The following is a 22,244-nucleotide window of genomic DNA, read 5'->3' on the forward strand; positions in this document are numbered from 1 at the left end:
TGATATGCTAGCCGCGCTACACCTTTGGGGATCTGCGGAAGGACGCCAATTCGGCATGGCATCGGACAAACCACAATCTGGCGACAAAGCAGTGCCTAAGCCTGATTGGGCGGACGGCCTGAAGGATCTCTATGACACCGTTGTCGAAGAGCCGCTTCCGGACAGCTTTAAAGATTTGCTCGCAAAACTGGATAACCCATCTTCAGATGGAAACAGCTAATGGCTGAGACTAAGCGCACTGCTGCTCAGAAGCTGGAATTCAAGCGCGAGTTGGAAGCGGTGATACCGCATCTTCGCGCCTTCGCACGTGGCCTATGCGGACGGCCTGACATGGCCGATGACCTCGTGCAAGAAGCTCTGCTGAAGGCCTGGGCCGCGCAAGAACGTTTTGAACCTGGCACATCCATGCGGGCATGGACATTTGTTATCCTACGCAATGCGTATCTTACGGATATGCGCCGCAACCGCTTCCGCGGCGAATATGACGAGAGCATAGCAGAGAGAATCCTGACAGCGCCTGCCAGTCAGGAAGAACCCATCCATCTTTCAGACCTGCACCGCGCGTTGTTAACGCTGCCTCCTGAGCGGCGCGAAGCGCTTTTGCTGGTAGGCGCAGGCGGCTTTTCCTACGAGGAAGCAGCCAACATCTGCGGCTGCGCGATTGGCACGATCAAGAGCCGCGTCGGGCGGGCACGCGTCGCGCTTACTTCTATGATGGAAGAAGGCTCCATCCCGCAACGTTCGCTTGACGACGCAGGTGCGCATCCCGCGATCCTGCAGGAACTCAAGTCCGTCGCGAATAAAAGTGAAGAGATCGCCGAAAGCTAGCCATAGCCAGCTCTCGGCGAAGCTGCTCAATCAATCAGTTGGGATAGACCCACGCAGTTCCCCGCGCGAAATTATCAGAAGCGAAGCCCCAGTTAAGCTTTCCTTCAACAACCGCATCAAGATAGACCGGACGCTTGTTCTGATGGTCAAGATAATATGCGTGTTCCCATACATCGATAGTCAGCAGCGGGTTGAAAGCGCTATCCGCCAAAGTGTCGCTATCGTGCGTTTCTTCGATCGAAAGAACACCATTTTTCTCAGCCAGCCACACCCAGCCGCTTGCGAAATGGCCTGCGCCGCGTGACTTGAGTTGCTCCTTCAAAGCATCAAGCGAACCGAACGCTTCATCAATCTTCGCAGCCAGTTCGCCTGATGGTGCGCCGCCATCCGGGCTAAGTGAATGCCAATAGAAAGCGTGAGTCCAACTTTGCGCGGCATTGTTGAACAGGCCCTGATTGCTGCCACGTGCTGCGGCAATTACATCGGACATCGGCTTGCCATCAAGCTCGGTGCCGTCAATTGCGGCGTTCATTTTGTCGACATAGGCTTGATGGTGCTTGGCATGATGAAAGCTCAACGTATGCGCCGAGATAGCTGGTTCAAGCGCGGTATCAGCGTATGGAAGGGGGGTAAGGGCGAATGCCATAATAGCTCCGTTTCATTCAAAATTCTGTTTGGTTACAAGTGAATAACGCACGAAACCGATATGGGTTGCACAACTCGGCTTGCAAGGAATGCAAACGGTCGCAGTGAGCTTCGGGCTAGTCTTCCTGAATGCGATCGACCGCGCTGGTGACCGCCACATTCATCGTCACATTGCCTAGTGTACGCATGATATCCGGCAGCATTTCAACTGCAACCAGCAACGCCAGTGGCTCCACCGGCACACCCATCGCAATGGCGATTGGTCCGATGGAAACAACAAAGCTGATCGATCCGGGCAGGCTGACCGAGCCAATGCTGATAATGATCGCCACTCCAATTCCCCCCGCCAAGAGCGTTGGAGAAATCTCGACCCCAGAAAGATGCGCGACGTAAATCGCAACCGCCAGATTCATCGCAGGGCTCGTGGCACGGAAGATCGCAACAGCCAGCGGCAATACAAACTCTGAAGTGCTTTGGCGCAGACCCAGTCTGCCAGAGCTGTCGAGCATGGCCGGCAGGCTGGCGAGCGAGCTTTGCGTCGAAACAGCTACCGCCTGTGCCGGAAGTACGGCCTTCGCAAATCGCCATGGCGAAACTCCGCCCAGCACACACGCAAGAATGTATGCGCCGATCAGCACGAAGCCGCCCATTGCGCTTACAACAATGATGTAGTGACCCAGTGCAGCGAATGCCCCTCCGCCAGCGCGTGCCGCTACGCCTAAAGCCAAGGCAAACACGCCAATAGGGGCCAGCCACAAGACCCAACCAATTATCTGGAGCATCGCATTGGCAAGCGCATGAAAGAAATTAAGCAGCGTCTCGCTCTGCTTCTCAGGCAACTGGGTGATCGCAACCGCGAACAGCGCAAAGAATATCGTCAGAGGAAGCATCGCTGTTTCCGCAGCGGCGGCAACGATATTCGGTGCAACGAGTGATGCTAGAAAATCCGATAGCTCAGGTACCTGCTGCGCTTCCTGGGGCGTCTCGGCAAGGAATGCCGATGCGGATTCGGGAACAGGGACCATTGTGAGAAGCCACGGCAATAGGGCCGCCGTTATTACGCCGCCTGCAACCAACACCCCAAATACTAACAGCAACATTCGTCGAGCCGCCGCACTCGCCTTCGCAGCCGAAGCCAGCTGCACAATCCCCAGCACCAGCAAGGCAGCCACCAAGGGAATAATCGTCATTTGAAGTGCGCGCAGCCACAGCGTGCCTACCGGCCGCGTCCATTCGACAACATTGTCAATAAACGTGGTCCCTGAAAGAAACATGCCGGCAAGTAGACCGCCGACCAGCCCAGCAAATGTCCATGCCACAGGCAGTTTGATTGTCGACAATTCGAAGCGAGTTTGCGTGCCGTCCGTCAAATTATGTCATCCCTGCTCTTCCCTTCGCGCGATAACCACGCCAAAGGCGAGAGGCAAATATTGCTACACGGATAACAGGCAAACAAGGCGGAGATGCACAACAGATGGGACGAAAGTTCTTCGGCACAGACGGCATTAGGGGACGAACGAACCAGGGGGCGATGACCGCGGCGATGGTCATGCGCGTCGCACAGTCCGCAGGCGCCCACTTCGCCCGCGGAGAACACCGACATCGCGTCGTCATCGGAAAAGACACTCGCCTGTCCGGATATATGATGGAAAACGCGCTGGTCGCCGGATTCACGAGTGTTGGCGTCGATGTCATTATGACCGGCCCCTTGCCCACGCCGGCGATCGCGCTTCTTACTCGCGAAATGCGGGCGGATATGGGCGTCATGATCTCTGCCAGCCACAACCGCTATGAAGACAATGGCATTAAGCTGTTCGGCCCCGACGGCTTCAAATTGTCGGATGAAGATGAAATCGCCATTGAAGCGCTGCTCGAGGGTGAACCGCAGCTGGTTCCGCCAGCCGAAATCGGTCGTGCCCGCCGTATCGATGATGCTGCCGGCCGCTACATTCATGCGGTTAAACAGTCGATTGCCGCGGATATCCGGTTCAATGGCCTTAAAGTCGTAATCGATTGCGCGCATGGCGCGGCCTACAAGGTCGCACCGACCGCGATCTGGGAATTGGGTGCTGATGTCATCACGCTAGGTGTGAAGCCCGACGGGCTCAACATCAATGACGGAGTAGGATCGACAGCGGTCGGCGTGCTCAAGGCAAAGGTCGTCGCGGAAGGCGCTGATATCGGGATAGCGCTCGACGGCGATGCAGACAGATTGATCGTTGTCGACGAAAAAGGTCAAACGGTCGATGGCGACCAGTTGATGGCGTTGATCGCGACGCGGATGCAAGAGAAGGGCAACCTGCGTGGTGGTGGGGTGGTATCCACTGTGATGTCGAACCTCGGGTTAGAGCGCTATTTGCAAGGCATAGGTCTATCGCTGGAACGCACCAAAGTCGGTGACCGCTATGTTCTGGAGCGTATGAAGGAAGGCGGCTTCAATCTAGGCGGCGAGCAGTCGGGACATATGATATTGCTCGACCATGCAACAACCGGAGATGGAACTATCGCTGCGTTGCGGGTTCTCGCCGGTCTCGTGCGGACAGGCAAACCTGCCAGCGAGCTGTTTCATCTCTTCGATCCTGTGCCGCAATTGCTCCAGAATGTCCGCTACGAAGGCACGTCTCCACTGGCCAATGCCAACGTCCAATCGGTTATCGCAGACGCCGAAGCGGAACTCGCCGGCAAAGGACGCGTAGTGATCCGTCTTTCCGGAACAGAGCCGGTTATCCGGGTGATGGCCGAGGGCGATGACGCAGCGCAGGTAGAAGAGGTGGTCGACCGTATCTGTGACGCTGTGAGGAATGCAATCTGATGCTGGAAATGCGGCCTGATTGCGAACACTGCGGTACGGATTTGCTTGCAGAGGCGCCTGGCGCGTTCATTTGCAGCTTTGAATGCACCTTTTGTGCAGAATGCGCGGAACACCTGGATGATGTCTGTCCAAATTGCGGCGGAGAGCTGATGGATCGGCCAACCCGCACCAAGAAACTGCAAGAGAAATTCCCCCCTTCAAGCGAGCGGAAATTCGCCGGATGAGCACGGCCAGCCCTCCTCGCATCCTCAGCATAGCTGGATCGGATTCCTCCGGCGGCGCAGGGATCCAGGCGGATATCAAGACAATCACCATGCTCGGCGGCTATGCGATGACGGCTGTTACAGCCGCGACTGCGCAAAACACCATTGGTGTTCAGGCTATTGCCCCTATGGGCGGTGCCTTTGTCGGCCAGCAGATCGCGAGCTGCGTAGAGGATATCGGCGTCGACGCAGTCAAGATCGGCATGCTTCATGACCGCGATATCATCGAGCATGTTGCCAAAGAGCTCGATAGGCTTCCCCAAGGCACACCGATCGTGCTCGACCCGGTGATGATCGCGACATCGGGTTCACCATTGATCGCGCCGGATGCTATGGCATCGATTGAAGATCTGCTCTTCTCCCGCGCCACTCTGCTCACTCCGAACCTGCCCGAGCTAGAGCATATGGCTGAACGCGAATTGCGCGATACCGGCCTGATGGAAAGCGCTGCGGCTGAGCTTGCGCGCAGCTATGACACCTATGTTCTTGCAAAGGGCGGACATTCGAGCGCAAACCAGGTCATCGATCTGCTTGTGGCTCCTGATGGCAGAGCACTGCAATACAGCCACACACGTATCGACACGCCTCATACTCATGGCACAGGGTGCACACTGTCGGCAGCAATCGCGACATTGCTGGGGCATGGCCAACCGCTTGATCATGCGATCACGCTTGCGCGCAATTTCGTCTACCGGGCGATAGAAGCTGCACCCGGGTTTGGATCCGGCAATGGTCCGCTTGGCCACCAATTGGCCACCAAGCAGTCAGAAGCTTAAGCTAGCGAGCACCCCTACCGGGTAAGCTCGTAAAACTCTGCGATGTGGTTCCACGCATCCTCATAGTCCTCGCACCATTTGAAGAGCTCGAGGTCCTTTTTGGCGATCGTACCTTCTTCCGCAATCGCTTCGAAATTGACAACCCGCTGCCAGAAATGCTTGCCAAACAGCAGGATCGGGATCGGTTTCATCTTGCCGGTCTGGATGAGTGTAAGCAGTTCGAAGAATTCGTCGAATGTGCCAAAGCCGCCGGGGAAGACCGCCACGGCACGCGCCCGAAGCAGGAAGTGCATCTTGCGCAACGCAAAATAATGGAAGTTCAGCGACAGGTATGGCGTCACGTAAGAGTTCGGCGCTTGCTCATGCGGTAGCACGATATTGAGCCCGATCGATTCAGCGCCAGCATCGCTCGCGCCGCGATTGGCCGCCTCCATGATCGATGGGCCACCACCCGAACATACGACGAATTGCCGCAACCCGTCTTCAATGATGGCTTTTTCCGAAGCCAATCGTGCAAGCTTATAGGCCTGATCGTAATACATTGCCTTCTCGGCAAGGCGCTTCGCGACCAATTGCTCATACTCAGTGCCGTTGGCGGCGGCATCAACCTTTGCCTGCGCAGTTTCAGGCGAAGGAATACGCGCTGAACCATACATCACCAGTGTGGAGCCAACACGCGCTTCATCAAGCAGCATTTCCGGCTTTTGCAATTCCAGCTGAAATCGCACAGGGCGCAATTCATCGCGCAGCAGGAAGTCTGTGTCGCGAAAGGCCAGCTTGTAAGCGGGATGCTCGGTTTGCGGGGTTTGGTCAGGGCAGTTCTCAGTGAACAGCGCTTCTTCATTGGCAGGATAGAATTTGCGTCCCGCCAGCTCATGGTCATTCTGTCCATCTGTCATTGCCATGCGAATAGGCTTGGCGGGAATACGGAGCAAGGAACTTTGTGTTCCATGCACAATTGCAGCCGGGCAATATGCCGCATATGCTGGCTGAGAGGGGAGAAGGATACATGGCGGCATTCCCGTCACATCCCGACGACATAACGCCGGAATGGCTGACTGATCGCTTGCACAAAGCTGGGTTGCTGCAACGCGGCAATGTCATCGGCTTTCGCTGGGAGCCGATCGGAACAGGGCAGGTCGGCGATAGCGCCAGGATTAGCTTGAACTATGATCAGGCCGGCGCAGGCCCAGCGACGGTCGCCGGCAAGTTTCCGGCCGCAAATCCAACCAGCCGCGGCACGGCCGCGATGATGGGCCTCTACGCCAAGGAAGTCCGGTTTTACCGCGACCTGGCTCAGCAACTCGATGTGCGGGTTCCCGCCACCTACGCTGCTGAAGTCAATGATGATGGAAGCAGCTTTGTGCTTCTTTTCGAAGACCTAGAGCCTGAAAAAGGAGGCAATCAGCTCGATAGCTGCTCTTTCGACGAAGCGTGTCATGCAATCCGTCAAGCCGCCGCTTTGCACGCCCCTTCGTGGAAGAATGCCGCCATCCTGTCTCTCGATTGGCTCCAACCGCAAGAGGCCGTAACTTCGCAAATCCGCGCTCTCTATCCGCAAGCGCAGGCGGTATTCGCCGAACGTTATGCCGATGCGCTTGAACCGGAATTCATGGCGGTCTGCTCAGATCTTGCGGCAAGCGATACATGGCTGTTGCGCAATCACCCGAAAGTCAGCCTGGTGCATGGCGATTTCAGACTCGATAACATGCTGTTCGGTATTGGCAGCGGCGCGGAGCCGATTGCGATTCTCGACTGGCAAACTTTGTCGCTTGGCCATCCCATGACCGATATCGGCTACTTCATGGGCTGCGGGATCGGGAACAAACTGCGACAAAGATATGAAGCTGAACTGCTCGACCTGTACTGCTCTGAAATGACCGCGCGCGGCGTTCCGCTCAGGCACGATGACATTTGGCGCGACTATGTGATCGGCGCATTGCACGGCGTGTCGACAGCAGTGTTCAGCGCCGCCTTTGTTGAGCGCACGGAACGCGGAGACGCCAATTTCCTGTCCATGGTACGCGGAGCCTGCGCGCTCGCGCTTGAGCATGGTAGTCTCAAAATGTTGAAGGAGAATTGATCGATGGCACTTAGCAAGGGCGATGAATTTCCCATCCACCAAACGCCGGAACCTGTCGCATATGCCGGCACCGACCGTAATTTCTACGATCGTTACTTCTTTAACGGTTATGCCTCTGACGGGAGCGGATTCTTTGCGCTAGCTTTCGGTGTCTACCCTCATCTCGACGTAGCGGACGCGCATTTCAGCTTTATCCGGGGTAGCACACAATACTGCCTCCATGCGAGCTGTGAGCTGGGCATGGAACGGATGGCGATGAAAGTCGGCCCGATTTCAATCGAAGTGGTCGAACCCTTGCATCAGCTCAAAGTCACGATTGAGGAAACCGACGGCATTGCGGGAGAATTCACCTTCACCGGGCTCTCCTTCCCGATCGAGGAGCCGCGCTTTACGCACCGGATCGGACCGCGCGCTTTCATGGACTACACCCGAATGACGCAAAACGGACACTACGAAGGGTGGATATCGCTGGATGGTGTTCGCGAAGAAATGGCCGAAGGGACTTGCGGCACGCGTGACCGGAGCTGGGGTGTAAGGCCCGTTGGCGCGCGCGACATGCAGCCTATGCCGGGCGCACCCACGCCAGCATTCTTCTGGCAATGGACACCAATCAATTTTGCGGACGGCAGTCTGTTTTTCCACGTCAACAATGATGAACATGGCGAAGCGTGGAACACACGCGCGGCATGGGCGCCTGTCCGGGCCGATGCCGCTGATATCGCCGAAGGTGACGGATCGATGCGCACCCGTTTGGAAGCTGGCACGCGCTGGCCGAATGGAGGCACGCTTTCATTGGCTGTGCCAGGCGCACCCGAACAATTGACCTTTGAGCCGATCGGCAGGTTCCAGATGAAAGGGCTGGGCTACACTCACCCGGAATGGAACCACGGTCTGCACCACGGGATGCTCAAGGTTGCGCGAGAAGATATCGACCTGGCCAATATCGATCCGCTTCAGCCCGAGAACCTGCATGTACAAGTGATCGTGCAAGCAATTACGCCCGAGAAGAATGGCATCGGCATCTTCGAACAGCTGATCATTGGCCCGTTCAGCCCGCTTGGGCTGACCGGCCTGCTGGATCCGGCATCAGGCTGACATGAAGAAAATTGGATGCCCCGTGAGGATTCGAACCTCAATTGACGGAGTCAGAGTCCGTAGTCTTACCATTAGACGACGGGGCATCATCAGCGGCAGCAGAAGAACGTTATGCACCGCGAAGCGCCCGCGCATCTAGTTTCGCACCTGCCTTAGGTCAAGGCCAATAGAGCGCGGATTGCATGCTCAATGCTTGCCCGACGCCACCTCAATCGCTAGCTAAGGGGCAGGTCCCCGTGCGCGAAACGCGGCGGGAGGAAAGAAAGTATTGATTATGGCGGATTTCTCTCCGCCGGACGAACAAAATGGGGCAAGCCATCGCAAGGGCGGCAAGTCCGGCAAAGTAGCCGATTTTCGCTACAAACGCCCAGGTAAGCCCAAAAAAGACCGCGCTTTGCGCAAAGGTAATGCGCGTGCCGGCGCTGCATCGCGCAGCCAGACGCAACCGCGCGGCAAGAACCCGCCCAAGCAGCACAAAGGTCCGCCAAGGCCCTTCGTCTCGTCCGGCCCGCGCCCCGGGCAAGCCTATGCTGCTATCGATCTGGGCACGAATAATTGCCGGCTTCTGATCGCAAGACCCTCTGGTGAGGGGTTCACTGTCATCGACGCTTTCAGCCGTGTGGTTCGCCTTGGCGAAAATCTGGCAATGTCTGGCAAGCTGAGTGACGATGCGATGGATCGCACCGTCGCAGCGTTATACGTATGCGCGGACAAGCTGCGCCGCCGCAATGTCTATCTGGCGCGCTCGGTCGCAACGGAAGCTTGCAGACGTGCCTCCAACGGCGAAGCGTTTATTGAGCGAGTGCGCGAAGAAACCGGCATCGCGCTGGATATCATAAGCGCAGAGGAAGAGGCTCGCTTGGCAGTTCTAGGCTGTCAGATTCTGCTCGAGCAAGGACAAGGCCCGGCGATCATATTCGATATTGGTGGCGGCTCGACCGAATTGGTTTTGCTCGAACCCGGCAGCGGTGTGCTACAAATGGTCGATTGGCTCAGCGTGCCCTGGGGTGTCGTTTCGCTGACTGACACAGTCGGCAAAGTTGAAGGCGACGCGGAGCAACGTGCGGCTGTCTACGCAAAGATGCGCAGGGTTGTGCGTGAAAGTTTCTCTCATTTCGCCAAGCGGATCGGCCCTGCGGCAGAGCAAGGCGACCTGCGACTTCTCGGCACAAGTGGCACTGTGACAACGCTTGCCAGCCTGCACCTCAAGCTACCGCAGTATGACCGCAACGCCGTCGATGGCCTGATTGTGCCAGCGCAATCCATGCGCGGCATCACACAGATGCTGGCCAGCAAATCACCCGAAGATCGTGCGCAAGTGCCTTGCATCGGCAAGGACCGCTCAGAGCTTGTGGTGGCTGGCTGCGCTATCCTCGAAACGATCTTGGATATTTGGCCGGCAACACGGCTGGGCGTGGCAGACCGCGGAATTCGCGAGGGCATTTTGCGCAGTCTGATGGCGAACGAGCTGGCTCACCCTCACCCAATACATGAAGATCGGCCCAGTTGGCCCGCACGCGATCCAAACATGGGATATGACGCATGAGCCGCTCCGGGAAAGATCCTATCAAACGCGTTCGCAAAGCGAAGAAACGCACCGCGTCTTCGACCCGTTGGCTCGAGCGACAACTCAATGACCCTTACGTCAGGCAAGCCAAGGCGGACGGCTATCGCAGCCGCGCGGCATACAAGCTGATCGAGCTGGATGACAGGTTCGGATTGATCCGAGGCTCAACCCGTGTGGTAGACCTAGGCATCACGCCCGGTGGATGGAGCCAGGTGGTGCGCAAGCTTGCCCCCAAAGCAACAGTTGTCGGCATCGATCTGCTTGAGACTGAGCCGATCGAAGGCGTGACCATATTCCAGATGGATTTCATGGATGATGCCGCGCCCACCGCGCTGGAAGAGGCGCTGGGAGGGCCAGCTGATCTGGTGATGTCAGATATGGCTGCGAACACAGTCGGTCACAAACAGACCGATCACCTACGCACGATGGGCTTGGTTGAAGCGGCGGCATGGTTCGCGGTCGAGAACCTGACCGAAGGCGGGGCCTTTGTAGCAAAGGTTCTGGCAGGCGGTACAGATGATGACCTCCTCAAACTGTTGAAGAAGCACTTCAAATCGGTCAAGCATGCGAAACCGCCAGCAAGCCGCAAAGGATCATCCGAATGGTATGTGGTGGCGCAAAAGTTCAAGGGCCGCAGCGACTAACTCGCCACGGCCCCTAGAAATCTCTTTGAGTTTAAAGAGAGTTTTACTCGGCTGCGACGGCTTCGCCTTCAGCGGTTTCCTCAGCAGCAACTTCGCCGGCTGGATCTTCGCCTTCGCCACCATCTTCAGCGAGCACTTCCACATACTCAGGAACTGGCAGATTCGAGCCCATCGAGTTCATATACATGGCAACAGCCGCGCGATCTTCGATCTTGGGAAGCCCTGCAAAACTCATCTTCGTGCCATCGGCAAAACCGCGCGGATTCTTCAGCCACGCATCCATGGTTTCCCAGTTCCACGTACCGCCAACGCCGGCCAGCGCGTCACTATACGCATAGCCTGGTACATGATTACCGATCCCTGCGCCCATGACCGCATAAAGATTTGGGCCGATGCCGTTTGCGCCGCCCTGCTCAACAGTGTGGCAAGCCGCACATTTCGCAAAAACGCGTTCGCCAGCCGCAATCTGATCGTCGGTTGACATCATGCTAAGCGCCTGAGCCATTGTCATCTCAGCCGCTGCACCTGCACCTTCGACCTCTACGCCTTCAATCACATAACCCAGTGTCTCAGGGCGCTCACCCTTGAAATACTTGTAGCTCAGAGTTGAAGCGCCCAGCGCAATAATGCCTGCGAAGAGAACCCAGCCAGCGATTGTATTGAAACGATCATCCATGATGCGATGTAACCTGAAATTTGCTCTGCAATAAACGGTGGCCGCATTAGTCTCGCGCGCGCCGCTTAGCAAGACCGATCAAAGCACTATCTGTTGCAGCGTGTGCAATAGGCTTGCGGCGCGCGAGCCAGCGCGATAGGCGCAAGCGCGATGCAAAGCTTTCCTGCCCCTGCCATGGCGATGGTCGAGACCATGCAAGCCGCCGCGCAAGCAGAGCCAGAACGCGCCATCGCGTTTCAGGGCTCTCCAGGCGCCAATTCTCACCGTGCCGCGATGGAGGCATGCCCGGATCACTTGCCGCTGCCGTGCTTCAGCTTTGCTGATGCGCTGGAAACAGTAAAGGCAGGCAAAGCCGCATGCGCAATCATTCCGATCGAGAATTCTCAGCATGGACGCGTGGCTGACATTCACTTTCTTCTGCCCGAGTCCGGCCTGAAGATCGTCGGCGAATATTTTATGCCGATCCACCATGCGCTGATGGGAATCACCAAGGGCCCCTACACCGCCGCTTACAGCCACCCACAAGCACTGGGCCAATCGCGCCATTTCCTGCGCGAGCGCGGGATCGTACCATTGAGCCATGCCGATACGGCAGGTGCCGCAGCATTCGTCGCGGAGAAACAAGACCCCGACCTTTGCGCCATCGCGCCAGCGATCGCAGCGGAACTGTATGGTCTGGAGATTGCCGAGCACAATGTGGAAGATGCCGCCGATAACATGACACGCTTCGTCATTTGCGCGCGCGAAGCCGTCGACCCGGTCACGCTTGCCGACCAGGATGCAATCACAACCTTCGTTTTCGAAGTGAAGAACATCCCTGCCGCGCTTTACAAAGCGCTTGGAGGCTTCGCGACCAATGGCGTCAACATGACCAAACTGGAAAGCTATCAAAAGGGCACGAGCTTTTCCGCAACAATGTTCTACGCTGACATTATAGGTGCGCCGGGTGATCCGGCGGTCGACCGTGCGCTGGAAGAATTGGCTTTCCATTGCAAGGAATTGGCAATCCTTGGCAGCTACCGCCAAGCCCGCGCCCGCGGATAGAACGCCCCTACCGAAAAAAGCACTAGGAAAGGCAGCTAGTGGCGGTTGCCTAGCGTTGCGCAGCGTGTCACCAAATTCCATAACCCACCTGCTTTTTCTTGTCGTGGGCGCCGCATCATCCGGACGCTGAGTGAGAAAGATACCGCAACACGCGCAGCTGGAAGAGTTTGGTAGGCAATATCGGGTCGATGTGCATGCAGTATCACATCTTCTACCACCTGCACCCTTATATCCCTCTGGTGCGAACGCAGGCCGCTTACCGCGAAATCCGGCCCAAAGTGGAAGCGCGCGGCTGCGACTTGGACGAAAACTAGCGCTTAGTGATCGGGCGTGGCGGGGGGTACGTCGCTTACCTCACCGCCGAATATCGCCACTTCGTTCACGCCCTCACTGTTGGCGCGGCCGCGATACATGCCCGCCGTGTTGAAGCTGTAAAGAGCATAGCCTTCTGGTGTGACGAGTATGATACCGCCATCACCGCCAAGCTCCTTGACTTCAGCCATAACGTCATCAGCCGTCGCCTTGGCGCGTTGTTCTCGCGCGGCACCGGTATCAACCTGCTTGCGACCAATGAACCGGCGAAGCGTAGTCAGAAGCTCTCGCTCTTCCTGCTCATTGGCAATCCGCAGCCGCGTGCAAATCTCCTGCGCCACCCCAACGCGGATAAAATATTCACCCCAGCCGGTGGCAGAGACGGCGCAGCTGCGATTGTCGGCATAGGTCCCTGCCCCGATCACTGCCGCGTCTCCTATCCGGCCCCAGCGCTTGCCAGTCATGCCGCCGGTCGATGTGCCAGCTGCCATATTGCCGTCCTGATCCAGTGCAACCGCACCCACAGTACCGAATTTCAGATCGACATCCAGTGCCGATAGCTCGCGGGCCTTCATCCGCTCAAGCGATTGCTTGCGAGCCTCGGTTTCAAACCAGCTCGGATGGACACTTTCGACACCACGTTCCGCAGCAAACTGCTCCGCGCCTTCACCCATCAGGAAGACGTGCGGGCTATCCGTGCGCACCTTGTCCGCCAACATGATCGGATTCTTGATCGTTTTCACGCCAGTTATCGCGCCCGCGCTGCGATCACGCCCGTCCATAATCGACGCATCAAACTCGTTCTCGCCCTCCCACGTGTAGACCGCGCCCTTGCCCGCATTGAACAACGGATTGTCTTCCATCAGCACAATCGCCGCCTGAATGGCATCCATGGCGCTACCCTCTTCGGCCAAGATTGCAGCGCCCGCATCCAACGCTTCCTGCAATGCCGCCTCGTATTCGGCTTCCTTTTCTGGGGGAACGCTATCCGGCTTTATCGTGCCTGCCCCACCATGGATCGCAATCGACCATTTTGGACTGTCCTGTGCCAAAGCGGATCCTCCGACGATTGCTGAAACCAAGGCGAGCAGCGCAAGCAGTTTTTTCATGGGTCGCACTATTCGTCAGTGCATGGAAGATGGCAACCGACTTTTGCGTTTGGCGATGGCCGGCTTGGGGGGTAAGTTGCTGGATGAAAATCTAGCTTGGGAGAGTGATCATGGCATTTGGTGCACAATCGACTGCGGATGAGGTGCTTGGCGGGCACGATCTGTCCGGCAAGACTGTGCTCGTCACGGGCGGCAATTCAGGCCTGGGCCGGGAAACTGCGCGCGCCATGGCTGCAAAGGGCGCAAATGTGGTGATCGCCGGGCGCGATCAGGCAAAGCTGGACGAAGCCAAGGCCGCGATCGAAGCCGATGTTCCAAGCGCAAGGGTTGAAACGATTGTAGGCGATCTGGGATCGCTGGAAAGCATTCGTGCCTGCGGCGCAGAGGCAAACGAGCGCTTCGACAAGATCGATATTCTGATCAATAACGCGGGCGTAATGGCTTGTCCCCAAGCGCAGACATCCGACGGGTTCGAAATGCAGTTTGGCACCAACCATCTGGGCCATTTCGCACTGACAAAGCATTTGATACCGCTGATCGAGAAGGGGCAGAACAAACGCATCGTCAATCTATCCAGCCGCGGGCATCACTTTGCCCCGGTTGATCTGGATGACCCCAATTTCGAACACCGCGAATACGAGAAATGGGCGAGCTATGGTCAAGCCAAGACCGCCAATATTCTGTTCAGCGTAGGACTTGAGCAACGTTTCGCAGACAAGGGCATTCATGTCTATGCTGTGCACCCAGGCGGCATCCAGACCAATCTTGGGCGGCATTTGACGGAGCAGGACATCGAAGCGCTATTGGCACGTGTCACCACCAGTGACAGCGCGTTTGAATGGAAGACCATTCCACAAGGTGCAGCAACAACCTGCTGGGCGGCGATCTCTCCCGAACTGGAGGGCAAAGGCGGCGTATATTGCGAAGATTGCCATGTGGCCGAAAATGACGATGAGTCGTCTGCCGGCGGCGTGCGCAGCTACGCCATCGATCCAGACATCGCCGATCAGCTGTGGTCAATCAGCGAACAGATGACCGGCGAAAGCTTTTCCGCCTAAATCAGGCGCAGACGAATTCGCCAACAAGCTTCAAGCAATCCTTGGACTCGCGTGTCGGCAGGATTGCCATGAAGACATGCGGCGCACCGGCGTATTCATAAAGCTGCACGTCACCACCAGCAGCGGATAGCTTGGTCGTAAAGGTGCGGCTGTCGATCACAAACAGATCGTGCCGTCCGACATAGATCTGTGTCGGCGGAAGCTTGGAAAGCTCGGCATCGCTGGCATAAAGCGGGCTGCAGCTAGCACCAGCTGGGTCTTCATCGCCAGCCCAGATTGCACCGAGTTCTCTAAGCGCATCGACCTTCAGCATCACGTCATGTGGCTCAACCTCGCGCATGGCCTCGTCAGCCATCGTGACGTCCAGCCATGGAGCGAACAGCACCAGTTTGCCCGGCTTTGCACCACCATTGCGGATCGCCCTAAAAGCAAGAGCCAGCGCCATATGACCGCCTGCGCTATCGCCCGACAAGATGATGTTGGGTGCCTCCCACTGCTCCAGCAGCTTAGAATAGGCTGCATCCGCAACTTCGTCTTGAACTTGCTTCGAACTTTCAGGGGCAACGGGATATAGCGGCACAGTCACACTCGCACCTGTGCGCTCGACCATGTCCGCCACCAGCGGCCAATGCACACCAAACATCGGCAGCACAAATCCGCCGCCATGAAAGTAAAGAATGTGAGTTGCGCCCTTCCCCAACTTTGGGTGCAGCGTAACGCAATCATGGCCAGCCGCTGTCCAATTCTCGACAGTGAACCTGGAATTGAAGCTGTCGGGCATCAGCGCGTCAGGTGGCAATTTGCGCCCATCAAGGAACGGAGCGACTTCGCCAGCGGTTTTTGGAAATACGCTTGGCCGCTTCGAAACCAGCCAAGTTAGCAGCCGCATGAGCAAGCTCGGCTTTGGACTGCGCAGTTCACCGATGGACATCTTCACCTAGTCCCCCTGTTCTCGTTGCCTGCATGGTCGGGGGATCATGTGAGATAAGTCAAGCCTCTATAAAGGCAATCAGCCCCTCGTTGAGCCATCGCCCTAGCAAAGCGCCTGCCCGCATCGCCGCATCATGCATTTGCTCTTCGGACGAATCTTTACCCGCCAGCAACATGCAAATTTCGCCGTAAGGGGTGTCCGATTGCGCCGCTTGTCATTGCCCCTTCATCATAGGCTGACTATATGGCCTTGCATGTCATCAGTCAGACCTTGGCGCGACATTGAACGTCGCAAGAGCCGCCAGATCATGGTGGGCAATGTTCCGGTGGGCGGCGATGCGCCAATCACGGTTCAAACCATGACGAACACGCCAACTGAGGACGCCGTTGCAACGATCGACCAGATCCGGCGCTGCGAAGAGGTTGGCGCAGATATTATCCGCGTATCGGTGCCAACGGTTGAAGCGAGCGCTGCATTCGGCAAGATCACAAAAGCTGCGCGTGTTCCAATCGTTGCTGACATCCACTTTCACTACAAACGCGCATTGGAAGCGGCAGACGCGGGCGCATCCTGCTTGCGCATCAATCCTGGTAATATCGGATCATCGCAGCGAGTTGCCGAAGTCGTCCGCGCGGCGAAGGCCAATGGCTGCGCGATCCGGATCGGCGTGAATGCCGGTTCGCTAGAGAAAGACCTGCTGGAAAAATACGGCGAACCTTGCCCGGAAGCGCTGATCGAAAGCGCGCTTGATCATATCAAACTGCTGCAGGATCACGATTTTCATGAGTACAAGGTCGCGGTCAAAGCCAGCGATGTATTTCTGGCGGTCGCAGCCTATCACGGCCTAGCCGAAACGGTCGATTGCCCGCTCCACCTTGGCATCACAGAGGCAGGCGGGCTGATCGGAGGCACAGTCAAATCGAGCATCGGCATCGGGTCGCTGCTTTGGGCCGGCATTGGCGACACGATCCGCGTGTCGCTCTCTGCTGAGCCAGAGCAGGAAATCAAAGTCGGCTTTGAAATGCTGAAGGCGCTCGGCCTGCGAACCCGTGGGGTCCGCGTGGTGTCATGCCCCAGCTGTTCACGTCAGGGCTTTGACGTCATCCGCACGGTAGAGAGGCTCGAAAAGCGGCTAGAGCATATCAAAACGCCGATGAGCCTTTCCGTATTGGGCTGTGTGGTCAATGGACCGGGCGAAGCGCGTGAGACCGATATCGGCCTGACCGGTGGCGGATCGGGCAAGCATATGGTCTATCTCTCAGGCGTAAAGGATCACCATATCGAAAGCGACGATATGCTGGATCACATCGTGAAGCTGGTCGAAGACAAGGCTACGGCAATCGAAGCAGGCGAGGCCGAAGCATTCGATCCGCACAAGGTGGCAGCGGAATAGATGAAAAAGGCTTCAACATCCTCAGCGGATCAGACGCAGATTGAAGAGGTGAACGAACCTGCTTCGCTGCCAGCAGTTGTTGACGAAACGGCGACACCCGCAAAGGCATCTGATATTGTCCGATGAGCGCAACGGTGAAGGCTCCGCCAGACTTTCCGGCTTTGCCCTATGGGCTGCCTCGATTGCCACGAGTGTTGATGCATTTGCGGCCGGTATAACTCTTCCGACATTGGATCTCCCGCCGCTGGCAACCTGCGCAACAATTGCCGTAGTGACTGCAGTTCTCTCCGCCATCGCAATTGAATTCGGGCAGCGCGCCGGCGACAGGTGCGGTCGCCATGCAGAGATTGCCGGTGGCGTGATGCTGATCTTATTGGGCGTCAATATCGTATTCGATCACACAATAGCCGCTTGATATGCTCCATGTTGTTCATCACGCTGACTATATGGCGCCGCGCCCAGAGCGCGGCACTTTCAAGTTCGACAAATACTACCTCGTGATAGAAGCGCTTCGTCGAAGCGGAGCGGCCATGACCGAACATGCACCTGAGCCGATGCCGCGCGAATGGCTGGAAGCAGTGCATTGCCCCAACTATGTCGACGAAGTGCTTCGCGCCGCCGTCCCTCGCGAGAAGGAACGCCGGATTGGTTTTCCAGTTACACCGCAAATTTCAAGCCGCGTGCGTCACACCAATGGTGGGACCTGGCTAGCGGCTAAACTAGCAATGGATCACGGCTATGCCGCCAATTCCGCCGCGGGCAGCCATCATGCGCTGCATGATACCGGCGCGGGTTACTGCGTCTTCAACGATCTGGCGGTCACTTCAAACCGTTTGATTGCAGAAGGCGATGCTAGTCGCATCCTGATCGTCGATCTTGACGTGCATCAGGGTGATGGCACCGCGAGCCTGCTCGCAGGCCGCGAGACTGTGTTCACTTTCTCCATGCATGCGGAAAAGAATTTCCCCGTGCGGAAAGCCCGCTCAAGTTTGGATGTGGATTTGCCCGATGGTTTGGACGACGATGGATATATGGAGACGCTGGAGAAGCATCTGCCAAACCTGTTGGCAGATTTCGCGCCCGACCTCGTGCTGTATCAGGCTGGGGTCGATCCGCACGCGAATGACAGGCTCGGCCGGCTTGCGCTTAGCGACGCCGGTCTGGAGACCCGCGACCGTTTCGTGATCCGTCAGTCACGCCAGCGCAGTCTACCGATCGCCTCCTCCCTGGGTGGGGGGTATGGCGACGACCAAGGCGAAGTCGCCGAGCGGCACGCGCGATCGATGCTGGCCATGGCGGACGAAAATTCACAAGTGCAATCCACAGGGGTTTAAGCTAGGCAGAGGGCGGTCGCAGCGCAGAAGAAACAGGAGCGCCTCGAATGGCCGATCTCGAAACAGACTATCTTATCGTTGGTGCAGGCGCAGTAGGCCTTGCCTTCGCTGATACGCTGATCGACGAAGATCCCGATTGCCATATCACCTTTGTTGACAAGCACGCCAAGCCCGGCGGGCACTGGAATGATGCCTATGGTTTCGTTGCCTTGCATCAGCCCAGCGGAACATATGGCGTCAACTCGATGGCATTCCCCAGCGAACAGATTGACACTCACGGCCCGAACAAAGGGCTCTTCGCACTTGCCAGCGGACAGGAAGTGCTCGCCTATTTCGAACGACTGATGAACATGCGTTTGTTGCCGACGGGGCGCGTCGCCTACCATCGTTTGAGTGAGTATCTTGGCCGTGATGACAATGGCGTCGCCACCATCCGATCGATCCTGAACGGCGGCGAGACGACAATCGTGATCCGCCGCAAGCTGGTGGATGCGACATTCTATCAAACCAGCGTTCCTTCTACCCACACCCCGAACTTCGAAGTGGCCGCGGGCGTCGATCTAGCCGTCCCGGGTGATCTGCCCGCTCTCTGGATGGAGCCAGACACGCTTCCTGAACGATATGTTGTTCTGGGCGCGGGCAAGACCGCAATGGATACCGTTGTATGGCTGATCCAGGCTGGGGTCGATCCGGACAGCATCAGCTGGGTCCGCCCGCGCGAAAGCTGGCTGTGGAACCGAGATTACACACAACCCGGCAAGCAGTTCTTCGAGCAGGTCATGAGCATGCAATTGGCTCTGCTTCGCACCGCGGGCGAGGCACAGGACGGTGCGGAATGGATGCGCAAGCTGGGTGAGCAAGGCTATTACCTGCGTATCGACGAGAGCGTAGAGCCGGAAATGTTCCACTACGCCACAATCAGCCAGGGCGAAATCGATATTCTGCGTCAGGTAAAGGACGTGATCCGAATGGGGCGCGTATCCGCACTGCAGCCAGGCAAGATGGTGTTTGCAGACAGTGAAGTCAGCATGCCGGCGAGTTCGCTGTTCATCGATTGCACCGCCTCTGCCGTACCGTTCGAAGCGCGGCAGCGCTCCGGGCCGCTGTTCCGCGAAGACGAGATCGTTCTGCAGCCGCTGCACGTGCCTGTAGTCACTTTCAGCGCAGCCATGGCCGCCTTTATCGAAGCCCATTTCGAGGATGATAACGAGAAGAATCTGATCGCGAGCCCGGGGCCACTTACCGATACCCCGGCTACATTCCCTTATGCGCAGATGATCAGCATGATGAATCGGGGCGCATGGTCGCAAAAGCCGGAGATCATGGCGTTTCTCGCACGTTCAAGGCTCGACAATGGCGGGCCTGTGATCGCAGAGTTGATGGCGGAGAATAGCCCTCGTCTTTCCATCCTGGAGGAGTTTCGCGAAGCAGCCCAGCAGCATATGCCCGACTTGATCCGGCTGGGGATGCAAGCAAAGGCTATCCACGAAGCAGACTAAATGGCTTCACCTTTGGTACGCTTTTGCGGTATACTGCCACAACGATGAAACGGCGTGATCTTTTGATTGGCGGATTGGCAAGCAGCGCGGCATTGGCCGCGCCCGCGCGCGTTTTTGCGCAGGTGCAGAAAGGCTCTGTGCGTAACAGAGCTCTGATCGAACTGGCCAGAGCTGAACTTGACCGTGCCGGCGAGGCGATCTGGAAACGCGACATAGTGGGCATCGCGGACTTTGGCCTGCACTCGGCCAAGCGCCGCTTCCACTTCGTTAATCTGGAACGCGAAGAAGTGCAAAGCTTTCACGTCAGCCACGGTACCGGCTCCGATCCGGAACATGACGGCTGGCTCAACAACTATTCCAATGTCGAAGGTTCCAACGCGACCAGCCGCGGCGCTTATGTGACGTGGGAATGGTATCAGGGACGCTTCGGCACATCGGTGCGGTTGGGCGGCCTCGATCCGACCAATGATGCCGCGCTCAGCCGCTATATCGTGATGCACCGCGCCAAATATGCCGAGCCGTCGCATATCGAGCAGTGGGGCCGTCTGGGGCGCTCAAATGGTTGTTTTGCCTTGGGTGAAGAACAATTCCGGATCGCGCTCACCAACTTGTCAGGCGGCAGATTGCTCTTCGCGGACAGCCTAGGTCTGGAAGACGATGGCACACGCCATCCAGTCAACATCGAGCCCTTGCGGCCGGACAGACCAACCCTGGTGCAGCGATATGCGACGGGAACGTTCTAGAACTTAGGGCGCGTCCTGCAGGTCATCCTCGATTACAATCACCTCTTCATCGGTGTGGCGCGCACGATCAGCTCTGCGCGGCATCTCTAGGCTCGCGAGAACAGGTCCGTCACGATCATAAATGTCCTCAAAGGTTTCCAGCTCGCCATTAATATCCGTGGCCATGGTGAAATAGGTGATGTAGACAGGTAGTCGGCGCTCGATCGGCACTAACGTATACTTGCCCGAAGTAGCAATTTCGACCGCCTCTTCTTTTGTTACACCACGCCCCAAAATCGCCATTGTGATGGCCAGTTCCAGCGCGCGCTCAGTGCGGATACACCCATGACTTAGGGCCCGCATATCGTTTGCGAACAGATGGCGCGACGGTGTGTCATGCAGAAAAATCGCATGCTCATTGGGCATGTGCAGCTTCATCCGTCCCAGCGAATTCGTCGGTCCTGGCTGCTGGACCACGCTGACCCAGCCATCGTATTGCGCACGTGTGTAGCCTTGCGAACGAGCCCACGCAGGATTGTTGAGAACTTTGTCGCCTAGTCCTTCACCCACAACAATCGATTGTGGAACCGTCCAGGTCGGGTTGAAGACGACACCTTCAACAGTCTCCGCAAGTTGCGGTGTGGCGGTGCGTCCGGGTTTGCCGACAATGGTTCGATAACTGCTTATGATCTTGTCACGCACTGTCAGCCGAAGTTGATACTCAGGCACATTGGTTATCAGATATTGATTGCCCAAGTCGCGCCCGAGCCAGCGCCAGCGATCCATATTGGCGCGGATCAATTTGCGGGTTTGCGCATCCTCTTCCGGAGTGTTCGCCAAGGCATCTCGCAACCGTGTGTAGTCCGGGTGCGTTGGTTTGATCTGTTCAAACGCACCGGCAATATCGCTGCTTTCCAGCGCCGTCCGCATCAATTCTCCGCTGCGATACACGTCGCGATCAGGGTCAATCACGAACCATTGCTTGCGCGCCTCCATTGGTGTGCGCCCATCACGTAGGTCTTCAACCAACCAGACGAAGGCTTCGCTTGCAATTTCGCTAAGCCGGTCTGACGCGCCGCGGCCGATCTCGGTCATAAGTTCTATAAGACGGTAATCGGCCGGGTCGAGACCTTCTCTGCCGATATCACGAATGACAAGAGCGAGCGCTGATGCCTGCGCAGGCGTCCATTCCTGCGTGAGTGGGACAACTTCACCGCCGTATTCGCCCTGCACGATCGGGTCAGAGAACATCCGCGGGAATGCCTCTTCCATATTGCGCGGTGCGGGTTCACGTTCCGCTTCGGCTTCAGGAAGCGTTTCAGCCTGCGTCAGGGGGTCATCCAGTTCGGCGTCCTGCGCAAGCGCTGGCGCATGCACCGCGAGCGCGACCATAGCCGCGCTGACCAACCATTTACCTGATTTAGCTCGCATTCTTTGTTCAGTCCCGTGTAAC

At 57.3% G+C, this 22,244-nt stretch carries 23 protein-coding genes and 1 tRNA gene; 16 read left to right on the forward strand and 8 right to left on the reverse strand.

The genetic code is table 11. The annotated features are described in order from the left end of the window. The first annotated feature begins 55 nt into the window (after nt 1-55). The gene (locus tag QQX03_RS11240; RefSeq protein ID WP_285975803.1) at nt 56-220 is read left to right on the forward strand and encodes a NepR family anti-sigma factor; all 165 of its coding nucleotides are present in this window, start codon (nt 56-58) and stop codon (nt 218-220) included. After that, a complete protein-coding gene (locus QQX03_RS11245; protein WP_285975804.1) occupies nt 220-828 on the forward strand; it encodes a sigma-70 family RNA polymerase sigma factor in 609 nt (202 codons plus the stop codon). Before QQX03_RS11240 ends, QQX03_RS11245 begins: the two co-directional genes overlap by 1 nt. A 34-nt stretch (nt 829-862) precedes the next feature. Here the strand turns inward: QQX03_RS11245 and QQX03_RS11250 are convergent, their stop codons facing one another. Both QQX03_RS11250 and QQX03_RS11255 read right to left on the reverse strand, forming a co-directional pair. After that, nucleotides 863-1,474 carry a superoxide dismutase gene (locus tag QQX03_RS11250; RefSeq protein WP_285975805.1) on the reverse strand — a complete coding sequence of 204 codons (612 nt, stop codon included), beginning with the start codon at nt 1,472-1,474 and terminating at the stop codon, nt 863-865. A gap of 115 nt (nt 1,475-1,589) precedes the next feature. After that, nucleotides 1,590-2,813: a dicarboxylate/amino acid:cation symporter gene (locus tag QQX03_RS11255; RefSeq protein ID WP_285975806.1), complete on the reverse strand. Its 1,224-nt coding sequence runs from the start codon at nt 2,811-2,813 to the stop codon at nt 1,590-1,592. Between the two features lie 134 nt (nt 2,814-2,947). Between QQX03_RS11255 and glmM the strand changes: the two genes are divergently transcribed. The 3 genes from glmM to thiD are packed head-to-tail and all read left to right on the forward strand — an operon-like array spanning nt 2,948 to nt 5,324. Next, nucleotides 2,948-4,285 (forward strand): phosphoglucosamine mutase, encoded by a 1,338-nt coding sequence (glmM, locus tag QQX03_RS11260; protein ID WP_285975807.1) that lies wholly within the window; start codon nt 2,948-2,950, stop codon nt 4,283-4,285. Then, complete coding sequence (locus tag QQX03_RS11265; protein WP_285975808.1) at nt 4,285-4,509, forward strand: DUF1272 domain-containing protein; 225 nt, start codon at nt 4,285-4,287, stop codon at nt 4,507-4,509. Before glmM ends, QQX03_RS11265 begins: the two co-directional genes overlap by 1 nt. After that, the gene (gene thiD, locus QQX03_RS11270) at nt 4,506-5,324 is read left to right on the forward strand and encodes a bifunctional hydroxymethylpyrimidine kinase/phosphomethylpyrimidine kinase (protein WP_285975809.1); all 819 of its coding nucleotides are present in this window, start codon (nt 4,506-4,508) and stop codon (nt 5,322-5,324) included. Before QQX03_RS11265 ends, thiD begins: the two co-directional genes overlap by 4 nt. 14 nt (nt 5,325-5,338) lie before the next feature. Here the strand turns inward: thiD and QQX03_RS11275 are convergent, their stop codons facing one another. Beyond that, a complete protein-coding gene (locus QQX03_RS11275; protein ID WP_285977019.1) occupies nt 5,339-6,223 on the reverse strand; it encodes an LOG family protein in 885 nt (294 codons plus the stop codon). A 44-nt stretch (nt 6,224-6,267) separates the two neighbouring features. On the opposite strand from QQX03_RS11275, the gene QQX03_RS11280 reads away from it, so the two are divergent. Both QQX03_RS11280 and QQX03_RS11285 read left to right on the forward strand, forming a co-directional pair. Continuing rightward, nucleotides 6,268-7,407 carry a phosphotransferase family protein gene (locus tag QQX03_RS11280; protein ID WP_285975810.1) on the forward strand — a complete coding sequence of 380 codons (1,140 nt, stop codon included), beginning with the start codon at nt 6,268-6,270 and terminating at the stop codon, nt 7,405-7,407. 3 nt (nt 7,408-7,410) lie between these two features. Next, on the forward strand, nt 7,411-8,502 hold the full coding sequence (locus QQX03_RS11285) for an Rv3169 family protein (RefSeq protein ID WP_285975811.1): 1,092 nt from the start codon (nt 7,411-7,413) through the stop codon (nt 8,500-8,502). A gap of 12 nt (nt 8,503-8,514) precedes the next feature. Here the strand turns inward: QQX03_RS11285 and QQX03_RS11290 are convergent. After that, nucleotides 8,515-8,588, reverse strand: a tRNA-Gln gene (locus tag QQX03_RS11290). Between the two features lie 188 nt (nt 8,589-8,776). Here QQX03_RS11290 and QQX03_RS11295 point away from each other — a divergent pair. Then, entirely contained in the window at nt 8,777-10,048 is a 1,272-nt protein-coding gene (locus QQX03_RS11295) for a Ppx/GppA phosphatase family protein (RefSeq protein WP_285975812.1), read from the forward strand. Continuing rightward, the gene (locus QQX03_RS11300) at nt 10,045-10,713 is read left to right on the forward strand and encodes an RlmE family RNA methyltransferase (protein ID WP_285975813.1); all 669 of its coding nucleotides are present in this window, start codon (nt 10,045-10,047) and stop codon (nt 10,711-10,713) included. Before QQX03_RS11295 ends, QQX03_RS11300 begins: the two co-directional genes overlap by 4 nt. Nucleotides 10,714-10,756: 43 nt before the next feature. Here the strand turns inward: QQX03_RS11300 and QQX03_RS11305 are convergent, their stop codons facing one another. Further along, entirely contained in the window at nt 10,757-11,389 is a 633-nt protein-coding gene (locus QQX03_RS11305) for a c-type cytochrome (protein ID WP_285975814.1), read from the reverse strand. A gap of 150 nt (nt 11,390-11,539) precedes the next feature. Here QQX03_RS11305 and QQX03_RS11310 point away from each other — a divergent pair, with 150 nt between their 5' ends. Then, entirely contained in the window at nt 11,540-12,433 is an 894-nt protein-coding gene (locus QQX03_RS11310) for a prephenate dehydratase (RefSeq protein ID WP_285975815.1), read from the forward strand. Between the two features lie 317 nt (nt 12,434-12,750). Here the strand turns inward: QQX03_RS11310 and QQX03_RS11315 are convergent, their stop codons facing one another. Further along, a complete protein-coding gene (locus QQX03_RS11315) occupies nt 12,751-13,854 on the reverse strand; it encodes an isoaspartyl peptidase/L-asparaginase family protein (protein ID WP_285975816.1) in 1,104 nt (367 codons plus the stop codon). Nucleotides 13,855-13,964: 110 nt separating this feature from the next. Here QQX03_RS11315 and QQX03_RS11320 point away from each other — a divergent pair, with 110 nt between their 5' ends. Beyond that, on the forward strand, nt 13,965-14,912 hold the full coding sequence (locus QQX03_RS11320) for an SDR family NAD(P)-dependent oxidoreductase (protein ID WP_285975817.1): 948 nt from the start codon (nt 13,965-13,967) through the stop codon (nt 14,910-14,912). A gap of 1 nt (nt 14,913) precedes the next feature. Here QQX03_RS11320 and QQX03_RS11325 read toward each other — a convergent pair whose 3' ends face one another. Further along, a complete protein-coding gene (locus QQX03_RS11325) occupies nt 14,914-15,843 on the reverse strand; it encodes an alpha/beta hydrolase fold domain-containing protein (RefSeq protein WP_285977020.1) in 930 nt (309 codons plus the stop codon). A 253-nt stretch (nt 15,844-16,096) separates the two neighbouring features. Between QQX03_RS11325 and ispG the strand changes: the two genes are divergently transcribed. The 5 genes from ispG (at nt 16,097) to QQX03_RS11350 (ending at nt 20,812) form a co-directional block, all read left to right on the forward strand. Further along, nucleotides 16,097-17,236 (forward strand): flavodoxin-dependent (E)-4-hydroxy-3-methylbut-2-enyl-diphosphate synthase, encoded by a 1,140-nt coding sequence (gene ispG, locus QQX03_RS11330; protein ID WP_285975818.1) that lies wholly within the window; start codon nt 16,097-16,099, stop codon nt 17,234-17,236. Between the two features lie 115 nt (nt 17,237-17,351). Then, complete coding sequence (locus QQX03_RS11335) at nt 17,352-17,651, forward strand: manganese efflux pump MntP (RefSeq protein ID WP_285975819.1); 300 nt, start codon at nt 17,352-17,354, stop codon at nt 17,649-17,651. Nucleotides 17,652-17,682: 31 nt separating this feature from the next. After that, complete coding sequence (locus QQX03_RS11340) at nt 17,683-18,570, forward strand: histone deacetylase family protein (protein WP_285975820.1); 888 nt, start codon at nt 17,683-17,685, stop codon at nt 18,568-18,570. A 47-nt stretch (nt 18,571-18,617) separates the two neighbouring features. Then, nucleotides 18,618-20,069 carry an NAD(P)-binding protein gene (locus QQX03_RS11345; RefSeq protein ID WP_285975821.1) on the forward strand — a complete coding sequence of 484 codons (1,452 nt, stop codon included), beginning with the start codon at nt 18,618-18,620 and terminating at the stop codon, nt 20,067-20,069. A 44-nt stretch (nt 20,070-20,113) separates the two neighbouring features. Beyond that, nucleotides 20,114-20,812 (forward strand): murein L,D-transpeptidase catalytic domain-containing protein, encoded by a 699-nt coding sequence (locus QQX03_RS11350; protein WP_285975822.1) that lies wholly within the window; start codon nt 20,114-20,116, stop codon nt 20,810-20,812. Nucleotides 20,813-20,815: 3 nt separating this feature from the next. Here the strand turns inward: QQX03_RS11350 and QQX03_RS11355 are convergent, their stop codons facing one another. After that, nucleotides 20,816-22,222, reverse strand: coding sequence for a L,D-transpeptidase family protein (locus tag QQX03_RS11355; RefSeq protein WP_285975823.1), 1,407 nt, complete (start codon nt 22,220-22,222; stop codon nt 20,816-20,818). Nucleotides 22,223-22,244 lie beyond the last annotated feature (22 nt).

Source organism: Altererythrobacter rubellus, assembly GCF_030284385.1.
Taxonomy (GTDB): Bacteria; Pseudomonadota; Alphaproteobacteria; order Sphingomonadales; family Sphingomonadaceae; genus Erythrobacter; species Erythrobacter rubellus.

Bases quoted from the DNA above. Each gene is read 5' to 3' on its own strand.
- glmM (WP_285975807.1), top strand. From the start codon at position 2,948: ATGGGACGAAAGTTCTTCGGCACAGACGGCATTAGGGGACGAACGAAC.
- QQX03_RS11345 (WP_285975821.1), top strand. From the start codon at position 18,618: ATGGCCGATCTCGAAACAGACTATCTTATCGTTGGTGCAGGCGCAGTA.
- QQX03_RS11340 (WP_285975820.1), top strand. From the start codon at position 17,683: ATGGCGCCGCGCCCAGAGCGCGGCACTTTCAAGTTCGACAAATACTAC.
- QQX03_RS11320 (WP_285975817.1), top strand. From the start codon at position 13,965: ATGGCATTTGGTGCACAATCGACTGCGGATGAGGTGCTTGGCGGGCAC.
- QQX03_RS11325 (WP_285977020.1), bottom strand. From the start codon at position 15,843: ATGTCCATCGGTGAACTGCGCAGTCCAAAGCCGAGCTTGCTCATGCGG.
- QQX03_RS11265 (WP_285975808.1), top strand. From the start codon at position 4,285: ATGCTGGAAATGCGGCCTGATTGCGAACACTGCGGTACGGATTTGCTT.
- QQX03_RS11350 (WP_285975822.1), top strand. From the start codon at position 20,114: ATGAAACGGCGTGATCTTTTGATTGGCGGATTGGCAAGCAGCGCGGCA.
- QQX03_RS11240 (WP_285975803.1), top strand. From the start codon at position 56: ATGGCATCGGACAAACCACAATCTGGCGACAAAGCAGTGCCTAAGCCT.
- ispG (WP_285975818.1), top strand. From the start codon at position 16,097: ATGTCATCAGTCAGACCTTGGCGCGACATTGAACGTCGCAAGAGCCGC.
- QQX03_RS11355 (WP_285975823.1), bottom strand. From the start codon at position 22,222: ATGCGAGCTAAATCAGGTAAATGGTTGGTCAGCGCGGCTATGGTCGCG.
- QQX03_RS11315 (WP_285975816.1), bottom strand. From the start codon at position 13,854: ATGAAAAAACTGCTTGCGCTGCTCGCCTTGGTTTCAGCAATCGTCGGA.
- QQX03_RS11245 (WP_285975804.1), top strand. From the start codon at position 220: ATGGCTGAGACTAAGCGCACTGCTGCTCAGAAGCTGGAATTCAAGCGC.
- QQX03_RS11310 (WP_285975815.1), top strand. From the start codon at position 11,540: ATGCAAAGCTTTCCTGCCCCTGCCATGGCGATGGTCGAGACCATGCAA.
- QQX03_RS11305 (WP_285975814.1), bottom strand. From the start codon at position 11,389: ATGGATGATCGTTTCAATACAATCGCTGGCTGGGTTCTCTTCGCAGGC.
- thiD (WP_285975809.1), top strand. From the start codon at position 4,506: ATGAGCACGGCCAGCCCTCCTCGCATCCTCAGCATAGCTGGATCGGAT.
- QQX03_RS11300 (WP_285975813.1), top strand. From the start codon at position 10,045: ATGAGCCGCTCCGGGAAAGATCCTATCAAACGCGTTCGCAAAGCGAAG.
- QQX03_RS11295 (WP_285975812.1), top strand. From the start codon at position 8,777: ATGGCGGATTTCTCTCCGCCGGACGAACAAAATGGGGCAAGCCATCGC.
- QQX03_RS11275 (WP_285977019.1), bottom strand. From the start codon at position 6,223: ATGACAGATGGACAGAATGACCATGAGCTGGCGGGACGCAAATTCTAT.
- QQX03_RS11285 (WP_285975811.1), top strand. From the start codon at position 7,411: ATGGCACTTAGCAAGGGCGATGAATTTCCCATCCACCAAACGCCGGAA.
- QQX03_RS11250 (WP_285975805.1), bottom strand. From the start codon at position 1,474: ATGGCATTCGCCCTTACCCCCCTTCCATACGCTGATACCGCGCTTGAA.